Source organism: Marinomonas sp. S3726 (assembly GCF_000967665.1).
GTDB lineage: Bacteria > Pseudomonadota > Gammaproteobacteria > Pseudomonadales > Marinomonadaceae > Marinomonas.
On record NZ_JXYC01000031.1, the window covers coordinates 56,204 to 68,096 of the forward strand.

The window sequence follows — 11,893 nt, forward strand, 5'->3', positions numbered from 1 at the left end:
GATGAATAAATGATAGTTGGACTTGACGTTGGTACATCAAAAGTAGTTTGCCTTGTTGGTGAAATGATGGCTGATGGACGTCTTGAAATTGTTGGTATTGGGTCTCATGCCGCTAAAGGTATGAAGCGTGGTGCCGTTATAAATATTGAGTCAACAGTGCAATCAATTCAACGTGCCGTTGAAGAGGCTGAGTTGATGGCTGGATGTAACATACATTCTGTTTATGTCAGTGTTGCTGGTAGTCACATTCGTAGCCTTAACTCTCATGGTATTGTTGCTGTAAAGGATGGTGAAGTTCAGGAAGCAGATATAGAGCGTGTAATTGATGCTGCTCAAGCGGTTCCTATCCCTTCCGATCAAAGGGTGCTTCATATACTGCCGCAAGAATATAGTATTGATTCGCAAGAAGGTATAAAAGATCCTTCTGGAATGTCTGGAGTCAGGCTTGAGGCGAATGTACATTTGATATCTGGTGCGGCTAATGCCGTGATGAATATCGAAAAATGTATAAAGCGATGTGGTTTGGGGGTTGATGGCGTTATTTTGTCTCAATTGGCATCAAGTCACTCATCTCTTAGTGATGACGAAAAAGAATTAGGTGTTTGCTTGGTTGATATTGGAGCAGGTACAGCGGATATGGCAGTTTGGATAGATGGATCTATTCATCATACTTCGGTTGTTCCTGTTGCAGGTGATCAAGTAACGAATGATATTTCAATGGCGTTGAGAACGCCTACTCAGCATGCTGAAAGCATTAAAATACAATATGCGTGTGCTTTGTCCTCCTTGGCTGGTGCGGATCAAAATATAGAAGTACCAAGTGTTGGGGATAGGCAATCAAGGTCGATATCTCGACATGCATTGGCAGAGGTTGTTGAGGCAAGATATGAAGAAATTTTTAGTTTGGTGCTAGATGAATTGCGCCGAAGTGGATATGCGGAGCGTATTCCAGCTGGCATTGTTGTGACAGGTGGTACCTCTTTAATGGAAGGGGCGACAGAGTTAGCGGAGCGTGTATTTGATATGCCGGTTCGTATGTCGGTCCCAGTAAGTGTGAAAGGGATGTCTGATATTGTAGATAATCCAATTTTTTCAACAGGTGTTGGTTTAATTATGTATGGCATAGATGAATCAGATTTAGGGATGGCCCAGCAGCATGCTAGCTCTCTCAAAGTTGAGGAGTCTAGGCAGAGTGTTGTAACTGAATCAACAGCTGATGTCGCAAATAAGATGTGGCGGAATATGAAAAGTTGGGTTAAAAGTAATTTTTAGTCAAGGGTTGACATCGATTAGAATTGAGGAGCGATAAGCCCATGAATGTCTTTGATTTGGCAGAAGAAAATTTATCCGATAATGCAATGATTAAAGTTGTCGGTGTTGGTGGTGGTGGCGGTAATGCAGTGCGTTACATGCTTGAAAACCAACTTGAAGGTGTTGAGTTTATTTGTGCTAATACTGACTCTAAAGCGTTGGTTGGTATTGATTCTGGTATGTCTTTGCAGATTGGATCAGCGATCACAAAAGGCTTGGGTGCGGGGGCTAATCCAGACGTTGGAAGAGATTCTGCGCTAGAAGATCAAGAAAAAATTACAGAATTATTATCTGGTGCCGATATGGTATTTATCACGGCAGGAATGGGTGGTGGAACAGGGACTGGTGCTGCGCCAGTAATTGCTAAAGTAGCAAGAGACCTTGGAATACTCACTGTTGCTGTTGTGACTAAGCCGTTTCCATTTGAAGGGCGAAGAAGAGCGAAGGTTGCTGAAGCGGGCGTTAAAGAATTAAGAGAAAATGTTGATTCTTTGATTATCGTGCCGAACGAAAGATTGTTACCTGTTTTAGGTAAAAATATTTCATTGCTTAAAGCGTTTGGTGAAGCAAATAATGTCCTCTTTAATGCTGTTCAGGGTATAACTGATTTGATCATGCGACCTGGTTTGATTAACGTCGACTTCGCAGATGTTAGAACAGTTATGTCAGAGATGGGTATGGCCATGATGGGCATTGGTGCTTCAACGGGTGAAGATAGAGCGCTAGTAGCAGCGGAGTCAGCTATACATAACCCATTGTTAGAGGATATTAATCTTAAAGGTGCACGTGGTGTGTTGGTTAATATAACTGCTAACGAAGAGGTTGGCCTTTCTGAGTTTACTGAGGTGGGTAATATCATCGAAGAATATGCTTCAGAAGATGCTACAGTTGTTATTGGTTGTGCTATCGATCCAAGTGTTGGTGATGAGATGCGAGTTACTGTGGTTGCAACGGGTCTTGAGTCTGCTAAGGCTGCTCAACAGGTTGCTGCTCCAGCGGCGCAAGCGGTTGAAAAGGTAGTTGTTGCTCAAGCGGCTGCACCAGTTCAACAGGTTGTAAATAGCGCTGTTGAAACAACTCGAGTTGATGCGGTATCAGTGACCAGAGGGAATGTTGGGGAAGTTGTTTCCAGCCGCCCGGCAGAGGTTGAAAAAACTGAACGGGTTGATGTTGGAGCGAATGCCGCTCCTCAAGCAGATGAAGATAAATTGTCTTATCTGGATATACCGGCATTCTTACGCCGACAGGCAGATTAAATTTTGTTTGTTGTAAATTGTTAATGCTCTATAATTGCGTTGTAACAATTGATGTTAATTGTTACTATTCGCGAATTATTGTAGCTCTGGTCATAAAACAGTAGGAATATCATGGTACGTCAACGCACTCTTAAAAACGTAATTCGCGCTACAGGCGTTGGATTACACTCCGGCGAAAAGGTTTATCTCACTCTAAAGCCTGCCCCTGCTAACGCTGGTATTGTTTTTGTCCGTACAGATCTAGAGCCCGCAGTTGAAATTAATGCAGATGCTTCTGCGGTAGGTTCAACTAATTTTGCAACTGTACTTTGTAAAGATGATGTGAGTATAAGTACAGTTGAACACTTGTTATCAGCGATGGCTGGTTTAGGTGTTGATAATGCCTTTGTGGAAGTTAGTGCAAGCGAATTGCCATTAATGGATGGTAGTGCTAGTCCATTTGTTTTCTTGTTGCAATCTGCTGGTATTGAAGAGCAAGATGCGTATAAGAAGTTTATTCGTATTAAAAAGCCTATTACGGTAGAAGATGGTGATAAAGTCGCTACCTTAAAGCCGCATGCAGGTTTTAAACTTTCGTTTACCATTGATTTTGATCACCCTGCAATTGGTGAAGATGTTCAATCTACTTCTGTTGATTTTTCTACAACTGCATTTATTAAAGAAATATGTCGTGCCCGTACTTTCGGCTTTATGAAAGATATTGAGTACTTCAAAACGAATAATTTAGCTCGTGGCGCGAACATGGAAAATGCAGTTGTACTTGATGAGTATCGAGTGCTTAACGAAGAAGGTTTGCGATATCGTGATGAGTTAGTTCGACACAAAGTGTTGGATGCAATTGGTGACTTGTATTTGTTGGGGCATAGTCTGATTGGTGAATACGTTGCTCACAAATCGGGTCATGCTTTAAATAATAAATTGCTTCATCAGCTACTTCAGCAGAAGGATGCTTGGGAATATGTTGTGTTTGAAGATAAAGAGCAAACAGTTCCAATTTCCTATGTAGAGCCTGTAACTGCTTGATAATGAGTAGAGATTGAGTTTTTTCAAAAAGCCGGACATTTGTCCGGCTTTTTTGTGTCTATCACCTTGATATTATGTGATTAGTTCATATCTACCATGTTAGACTGTGTTTAATATTAACTGGCTGAGTTGAGTTCAAGATGTTAGGAAATGTCATAAAAAAAGTCATTGGTACAAAAAATGACCGCGAAGTTAAGCGATTAAGAAAATTAGTAAACCAAATTAATCAATTTGAGCCAGCACTTGAAGCGTTATCAGATGAACAGCTTTCAAATAAAACAAGTGAGTTTAGAACAAGATTAGAATCGGGTGATAGCCTAGATGCGCTTCTATCGGAGGCATTTGCAACAGTAAGAGAAGCTAGTAAGCGTGTTATGGGGATGCGTCACTTTGACGTACAGATGATAGGTGGCATGGTTTTGCATGAGGGTCGTATTTCTGAAATGCGTACTGGTGAAGGTAAAACCTTAGTAGCAACTTTAGCTGTATATTTGAATGCTTTGCCAGCCAAAGGTGTTCATGTTATTACCGTAAATGATTACTTAGCTAGTCGTGATGCGAACTGGATGAGGCCTTTGTATGAGTTTTTAGGGCTGTCTGTTGGTGTTGTGGTTTCAGGTCAAGAGAAAGAAGAAAAAAGACAGGCATACGCAGCCGATATTACTTACGGTACTAATAACGAATTTGGTTTCGATTATCTAAGAGATAATATGGTGTTCCGTTTGGAAGATAGGGTTCAGCGTGACTTGTCATTTGCTGTCATTGATGAAGTTGACTCTATCTTAATTGATGAGGCTCGTACTCCTCTTATTATTTCCGGTGCTGTTGAAGATAGTTCAGAACAGTATCGAAAAATCAATAAATTAGCGCCACTCTTAACTCGTCAAGAAATGGAAGGTGATGAAGTTAAGGTTGAAGGACACTTTGTTTTTGATGAGTCTCAAAAAAGTGTTGAGTTGACAGAGGTTGGTCATACTTATGTTGAGGAATGGCTAGTAGAACAATCTATGTTATCAGAAGGTGATAGCTTATATGCTGCTGGTAATCTAGGTCTTTTGCACCATGTTCATGCTTGCTTAAGGGCTCATGTAGTATTTGCTAAAGACATTGATTATGTTGTGCAGGGTGGTGAAGTTGTTATTGTTGATGAACATACTGGTCGAACTATGGCTGGTCGTCGCTGGTCTGAAGGTATTCACCAAGCCGTCGAAGCAAAAGAAGGTGTTGATATTCAGCCTGAGAGTCAGACTCTAGCATCGACCACTTTCCAGAACTTTTTCCGTTTATACGAGAAGTTGGCTGGAATGACTGGTACCGCAGATACGGAAGCGTTTGAATTTCAGCAAATTTATGATTTGAGTGTGGTTGTTATACCAACCAATAAAGCTGTTCAGCGTAAAGATTTTAATGATCTCATTTTTATGTCGACACAAGAGAAGTTTGATTCAATTGTAAAAGACATTGAAGAAAATGTTTCTAATGGTCGTCCTGTTCTTGTTGGTACAGCTTCTATTGAATATTCGGAACTGCTTTCTAAATACTTGAATGATAAAGGTGTTAAGCATAACGTTTTGAATGCTAAGCAGCATGAGCGCGAAGCGCAAATTGTTGCAGAAGCGGGTAAGCCAGGGGCGGTTACAATAGCGACAAATATGGCAGGTCGTGGTACTGATATTGTGCTGGGTGGTAACCTTCAAGTCGAATTGGCTGAATTAACTAACCCAAGTGATGAAGATAAAGCTGCGTTAGAAAAAGACTGGTCTGAGCGAAATAAATCAGTATTGGCTGCGGGTGGTTTGCATATCATCGGTACTGAGCGTCATGAGTCGCGTCGTATTGATAATCAGCTTCGTGGTCGAGCGGGTCGTCAAGGTGATGTGGGCTCATCTCGCTTTTATCTTTCTCTAGAAGATAACCTAATGCGTATTTTTATGTCTGATCGTATTAAACGTATGATGCAGGCATTAGGTATGGAAAAAGGTGAGGCCATTGAGCACAAAATGGTTTCGAATGCTATTGAGAAAGCTCAGCGTAAAGTTGAAGGGCGTAACTTTGATATTCGTAAACAGCTTTTAGAATATGATGATGTTGCCAATGATCAAAGGCAGGTTATCTATAGTCAGCGTTACGATATGATGACAAGTGAAGATTTATCTTCTGCTGTTATTTCTATGCGTGAAGAAGTTGTTTCAAATCTAATCGATGACTATATCGCACCGCAAAGCATGTTTGACCAGTGGGATCTTGAAGGTCTTGAAGAGAGACTTAAATCTGACTTTAGTCTTGAAATGCCAATTCGCGATTGGGTTAAAGAGGATAAAAAATTATACGAAGAGCCTTTGCGTCAACGTATTCTGTCCACTTTCATCGACAATTATCAAGCTAAAGAAGATGTTGCGGGTGAAGATTCACTTCGTATGTTTGAAAAGCAGGTTTTGCTTCAGGTTCTTGATACCTTATGGAAAGAGCACCTTCAAACAATGGATATGCTACGTCAAGGTATTCATCTTCGTGGCTATGCACAAAAGAACCCTAAGCAAGAGTATAAGCGAGAGTCGTTTGAGCTGTTCCAAGGGTTGCTTGATCAAATTAAATTTGATGTGGTTCAAATAGTAACTCAGGTAAAAGTCCAGTCGGCTGAAGAAGCAGAGAAAATAGCGGAAGCGCGTCGTGAAGCCGAAGCCAAGATGCAAATGACAATGAATCATCCATCGGCAACGGGCGAAGATGAGTCAGATGGTGAATCTGAAAAAGACTCAGTGCCTCGTGTCGGTCGTAATGAGCCATGTCCTTGTGGGTCTGGTAAAAAATACAAGCATTGTCATGGTAAATTGGTTTAGGAGAAAGTGAGATGGCAGTAGGTAATGGTACTTTCCCTTCTATAGCTCAGATTGATGGTCTTCGTCTTGGTGTTGCTGAAGCAGGTATAAAATATCAATCACGAAAAGATTTGGTTGCTTTTGAAGTTTGTGAGGGCGCTTCTGTTGCAGGTGTTTTTACGCTTAATGCTTTTTGTGCTGCGCCTGTTACTGTTTCAAAAAGGCATTTGGCACTGACTCAAAGTCGCATGCTAATTATTAACACAGGTAATGCGAATGCGGGTACTGGCAAGCAAGGGGTGCTGGATGCTGAATTGATGTGTTCTGCTATGGCTGATGTAAGTGGACTGAAAACTGAGCAGGTACTGCCTTTTTCTACTGGTGTTATTGGTGAGAAGTTAGCGATTGAGAAAATTGTTGAGGCCATGCCTAAGCTTGTTGATTCGTTTGGTCAAACCTCATGGGAAGATGTTGCTAGTGGTATCATGACGACTGACACTCGACCTAAAGGTGCTTTTAGGCAGTTTACTTTCGAAGGAAACACTTATTCATTGGCAGGTGTCTCTAAAGGTGCGGGAATGATTAAGCCAAATATGGCCACCATGTTAGGCTTTGTTGCTACGGATATGAATGTTGAACCCACTTTTTTGCAGGGGTTGTTGAGAGATATAACTAACAAGAGTTTCAATCGAATTACGATTGATAGTGATACCTCGACAAACGATTCTTGTATTCTGATTGCAACAGGAAAGGCTGGGAATGAGCAAGTAGTTGATGATCAAAGTGATCTGGCTAAGTTGTTTGTTGCTGAGTTAATCTCAATTATGCAAGAGCTTGCTCATGCTATTGTTCGAGATGGAGAGGGAGCAACTAAGTTTGTTGAGGTTGAGGTGGCAGCAGCTGCTTCTGTGGAAGAGGCGACAAAGGTTGCTTTCGAAATTGGCCACTCACCTTTAGTAAAAACGGCTCTATTTGCCTCCGACCCTAACTGGGGTCGAATCTTGGCGGTTGTTGGTCGCGCTGGTGTTGAGCAGCTTGATGTTGATCGTGTGCAAATTTATATCAATGATGTACAGATCGTTGAAAATGGTGGGCGTGCGTCAAGTTATACTGAAGAGTTAGGTCAACAGGCTATGACGCCAGAAGAGATTAAGATAAAGGTCGTTCTTGGTCGAGGTGAATGCCTAGATTGTATTTGGACTACAGATTTGTCTCATGAGTATGTGACAATTAATGCTGAGTATCGAACCTAATGCTTATTCATGTCGCAGCAGCGATTATATTAAGCGAAGGTAAAGTGTTTTTAGCTAAGCGTGCTGAGCATCTGCATCAAGGTGGTTTGTGGGAGTTTCCTGGGGGGAAATGTGAAGCAAGCGAGTCGCCTGAACAAGCTTTGATCAGAGAGTTGCAAGAGGAAATTGCGATTACACCAAAAAATCCAGTTTTGTTTGAGAGTGTGACGCATGATTACGGTGATAAAAAGGTTAGTCTGTCTTTCTTTTTAGTTGAGCTTTTCGATGGCGTTGCTCAAGGTAATGAGGGACAAAAGGTGGCTTGGTTTAATTTATCTGAACTGGCTGAGCTCGATTTTCCTGAGGCAAATAAACAAGTGGTTAATAAATTGCTTGCTAGGTAAGTGCTAAATAAAAAAACGGCCGAAAGGCCGTTTTTTTATCATTCTTAAAGTGATGCTTAGGACATGATTTGTGAAAGTAGCTGTCTCACTGTGGCCGGCTCAAAAGGTTTGTCACAAATGGCATCGACGCCAGCTTGGGCAATATTTGAAAGGTGTGTTTCGTTTGCTTCTGAGCTAACCATGAGGACAGGGATGTGTGAGAATTCGCTTGAGTTCCTTACTGCCTCTGTTAATTCTCTGCCATCCATTTCTGGCATGTTGTAGTCAGTGATAATTAAATCAAAGGCTTCGCTTTGAAGGAGTTCTATTGCCTCAACTCCATTTTCAGCCTGCTTGGGCTCTTGGATGCCCATGCCGTCTAATACCCTGCTAATGTGTTTTCTAGCTAGACGACTATCGTCAACAATAAGTACTCTTAATAGTCTAGTGTCAAACAGTTCAAGTTCTATTTCGTCTTCGCTTATGATGTCTATTGTGGCTTTTAATGCACGTGTAATGGCATCGGAAGAGAAGGGTTTTGGTAGCATAGCGAGAACACCTGACTGTCTTAATTGTTCTAGGTAAGCTTTTTTGCGCTCACTAGAAATAAGCATAAAGGCTTGGTGTTCTGTGTTTTCGTTGTGTCTGATTTTCTGTAGGAAATCATCTGCGTTGCCGTCATCAAAATACATGGCGCTAATGACTAAGTCTGGTTGATAATCTTCAAGTATGTTGAGTGCATTAGAAATCGAAGCGGCTGTTTCCACTTGGCTGACGCCAATTTCTTGTAATGTTCTATGAATAAGTTTTTGTTGAACATCTGAAGGTTCAACTAATAAGATGGATAGATCTTGTATGCCTACTAAGTCGCTCATTTCTATTGTCTCTATGCTTAATATCTATTTTGCTGCTTACGTTATCATATATTTGATCTTTCCAATTAGGTTAAAATGCTTTTTTTTGATAACGCGTTTAAGGGTTTTGTATGTCTACTGCAAGTGCATGTCATATTTTGACTAAATCAAAGTCAGAGTGTGAAAAAGTAAAGGCGTTGTTAGATAAGGGTGGTGACTTTCATCAACTTGCTAAAAAATACTCAACTTGCCCATCTGGAAAAAAGGGTGGCGACTTGGGGGAGTTTAGAAAAGGAGATATGGTGAAAGCGTTTGATAAAGCTGTTTTTAACGGACCCTTGTTAAAAGTGCAGGGGCCGATTAAGACACAATTTGGCTTTCATTTAATCAAGGTTTTATATCGTAATTAATTTTTTGTTTAAGGTGAAAATATATGGATCCAATTAAATTATCTGATAGTTATTTTGTACTGCCACAAATTACTGAGTCAGATGTAGAGAAGTATCTCAAGCAAGGTTTTGAGGTAATCGTTAATAACCGTCCTGATAATGAGTCTGAGGGGCAGCCCTTATCTAAGGATTTAGCGGCTAAAGCGGCTGCTGTTGGTGTGGAGTACATCTATAACCCTGTCGATCTTTCCAAATTATCTCAGAATGAGCTTGATGTTCAGTCAAATGTAGTAGCAAAAGGCAAAAAGACTTTAGCTTTCTGTCGTACTGGTACCCGATCTTCAGTGTTATGGGTGTTAAATAATCAAGAAACGGCTTCATTTGATCAGCTTATTGTTGAGGTAAATGCAAAAGGGTTTGATCTTACTCGTTGTTTGCCAGCGATGCAGGCTTTCAAATCTGAGTAACAATTTGTTTGTTAGTACCTAGGTACAATAGTTTTTATAGCCAGATCGTCTATTTTGGAGGGTAATGGTAAAACTATTATGACTTAGGTGCTAAAAATGAGTGATGGACAAGTAACTTTTGCGACATTAGGTAAAGCAGTTGGCTTTGTTTTGCAGATTGATGGCGGTGTAAGAGCTCAATCAATTGATGGCCAAGAGCGAGTGCTAAAAGTTGGAGACCCTGTCTTTTACGGTGAAACTGTGGTTTCACAGGGATCAGGCAGTGCTGTCATTGAGTTTATTGATGGCAATCATATTGTTATTGGTAACAAGTCGATAGTTGAGCTTACTGATGAAGTCTTTACAGAAAAGGAAAGTGAAGAGTTAGTTGCTGAAGCGGCTGCAGAAGCCGAAGCTCTAAGAGAGGCCATAATAGCGGGTCTCGACCCTACTCAAATACAAGATGCCCCAGCAGCGGGTGAAACGTCAGCTGAGCAAGGTATTGCCACTGATGTTGATGTTGTTCGTGATAATACCTTTAGTCTACCTGAATACGGTTATGATACCGATAATGCCTTCCCTGAAGATGAAGATAATACCCGTGAAATAGAAGCGAATGCAGATCAAACCGCTGATGAAGGTGGTGATTTAGCCGTTGGTGTTGGTGGTGCTAATGTTGGCTTTGTAAATGCAGTTGAAGCTTCTAGTGTTTCTGGAACACTTACAGGTGTAGATGCCGATGTTGTTAGTATTACGGTTACTTATACTGATGGTACTAACCAAATATCAGTTGCAGCAACCCAAGTTGGTGGTGTTTGGAGTACAGGCGCGACTGACATTAGTAGTCTTAATGATGGGACAGTGAATGTTACTGCAGTGGTCACAGATGCTACAGGTAATATCGCAACCGTTGGTGATACATTCACTCTTGATACAGTGATTGTCGCAGGCACGGTGACAGTTGATGCAATAACATCTGATGATGTTATTGATGCCTCAGAAGCTTCTAGCACTGTGTCGGTAACAGGTACAGCGACAGGTGGTGATATATCATCTGGTGATACAGTTACTTTGATTATCAATGGAACAACCTATACAACAAGCGTTGCTGGAGATAATACATGGGCAGTTAATGTTGCTGGTAGTGATCTAGCTGCTGATACAGTATTTGATGTCGTTGTAAGTTCAAGTGATGCAGCTGGTAATACAGTCTCTTCAACAGGGTCTTCCACTCATACACTTGATAGTTCAGCTCTTCAAGTTAACCTAGATATAGACCCAATAACTGATGACTCAATTCTTAATGCGACAGAGGTTGCGGCAGACGTTGTTATTACTGGTAATGTAACAGGTGATGAATTTGATTCTGGCGTTATTACGCTGACAGTTAATGGGACAAACTATACTGGTAACCTTGTAAATGGTGCCTTTGCGATTAGTGTACCTGGATCTGTTTTATCTGCTGATTCTGATACAACTGTGGACGCTAGTGTTGTTGTTACCAATGGTATTGGACAAGAAGGAACAGCAGATTCAACCGAGAAATATTTTGTTGATACTTCAGCGAGAGCGACAATTCGCGTTGATTCAATTACTTCTGATGACATCATTAATGCCTCTGAAAGCCAAAGCACCGTTTCGGTTACGGGTAGAGTTGGTTTTGATGCTCAAGCTGGTGATACTGTTACGCTTGAGGTGAATGGCACAACTTATACCACTACCGTTGCAGCAAACAGAACATGGAGTGTGGATGTTGCAGGTAGTGATCTAGCGCAAGATACTTCTTTCCAGGCAAGTGTTAGTGGGCAAGACTCTGCAGGCAACACTTACACCGGAACAACAACATCCACCCACACCGTTAAATTTGAAGCTTTTGCCAGCTTTACATCAACTTCGGCTACAGAAGATGATGCAAGCGTTAGTTTTGTCGTAACGCTTAATAATGCTGCTCAAACAGATATAACGATAACCACTAACCACGGCAATATTATTATTGCGGCGGGCGAAACGACTGGTACCTTAGTAGTTGATACGCAAGACAGTGATGTTTACTTAGATGCGTCGACTATTACTGCAACTATTAATAGTGTAGTTGGCGGAAATTTTGCGAATTTAGACCTCAGTACAGCTTCAACAGCAGCGCAAATTACAGACACTATAGACACAACGACCGTGAGCCT

Annotated in this window: 10 protein-coding genes; 9 read left to right on the top strand and 1 reads right to left on the bottom strand. The window is 41.2% G+C overall.

Annotation, left to right across the window (positions count from 1 at the left end; all coding sequences use genetic code 11):
* Window positions 1-9 precede the first annotated feature (9 nt).
* The 6 genes from ftsA to mutT all read left to right on the top strand — a co-directional run bounded on the left by ftsA (window position 10) and on the right by mutT (window position 8,045).
* Window positions 10-1,272, top strand: coding sequence for a cell division protein FtsA (gene ftsA / locus TW85_RS20775; RefSeq protein WP_046019071.1), 1,263 nt, complete (start codon window positions 10-12; stop codon window positions 1,270-1,272).
* Window positions 1,273-1,313: 41 nt separating this feature from the next.
* Entirely contained in the window at window positions 1,314-2,567 is a 1,254-nt protein-coding gene (gene ftsZ / locus TW85_RS20780) for a cell division protein FtsZ (protein WP_046019072.1), read from the top strand.
* A gap of 111 nt (window positions 2,568-2,678) precedes the next feature.
* Window positions 2,679-3,590 (top strand): UDP-3-O-acyl-N-acetylglucosamine deacetylase, encoded by a 912-nt coding sequence (lpxC, locus tag TW85_RS20785; RefSeq protein ID WP_046019073.1) that lies wholly within the window; start codon window positions 2,679-2,681, stop codon window positions 3,588-3,590.
* Window positions 3,591-3,730: 140 nt separating this feature from the next.
* Window positions 3,731-6,430, top strand: a complete 2,700-nt coding sequence (gene secA, locus TW85_RS20790) for a preprotein translocase subunit SecA (RefSeq protein WP_046019074.1) — start codon at window positions 3,731-3,733, stop codon at window positions 6,428-6,430.
* Between the two features lie 11 nt (window positions 6,431-6,441).
* The gene (gene argJ / locus TW85_RS20795; RefSeq protein ID WP_046019075.1) at window positions 6,442-7,662 is read left to right on the top strand and encodes a bifunctional glutamate N-acetyltransferase/amino-acid acetyltransferase ArgJ; all 1,221 of its coding nucleotides are present in this window, start codon (window positions 6,442-6,444) and stop codon (window positions 7,660-7,662) included.
* Window positions 7,662-8,045, top strand: coding sequence for an 8-oxo-dGTP diphosphatase MutT (mutT, locus tag TW85_RS20800; protein WP_046019076.1), 384 nt, complete (start codon window positions 7,662-7,664; stop codon window positions 8,043-8,045). The genes argJ and mutT overlap by 1 nt, the downstream gene beginning before the upstream one ends.
* Window positions 8,046-8,101: 56 nt before the next feature.
* On the opposite strand, the gene TW85_RS20805 is transcribed toward mutT, so the two are convergent.
* On the bottom strand, window positions 8,102-8,899 hold the full coding sequence (locus tag TW85_RS20805; protein ID WP_046019077.1) for a response regulator: 798 nt from the start codon (window positions 8,897-8,899) through the stop codon (window positions 8,102-8,104).
* A 110-nt stretch (window positions 8,900-9,009) separates the two neighbouring features.
* Here TW85_RS20805 and TW85_RS20810 point away from each other — a divergent pair, with 110 nt between their 5' ends.
* The 3 genes from TW85_RS20810 to TW85_RS20820 all read left to right on the top strand — a co-directional run.
* Window positions 9,010-9,288 (top strand): peptidylprolyl isomerase, encoded by a 279-nt coding sequence (locus TW85_RS20810; RefSeq protein ID WP_046019078.1) that lies wholly within the window; start codon window positions 9,010-9,012, stop codon window positions 9,286-9,288.
* 23 nt (window positions 9,289-9,311) lie between these two features.
* On the top strand, window positions 9,312-9,734 hold the full coding sequence (locus tag TW85_RS20815) for a TIGR01244 family sulfur transferase (protein ID WP_046019079.1): 423 nt from the start codon (window positions 9,312-9,314) through the stop codon (window positions 9,732-9,734).
* A gap of 96 nt (window positions 9,735-9,830) precedes the next feature.
* Window positions 9,831-11,893, top strand: a 2,063-nt coding sequence (locus tag TW85_RS20820; protein ID WP_046019080.1) for a retention module-containing protein, incomplete at its 3' end; no start/stop codon positions are given.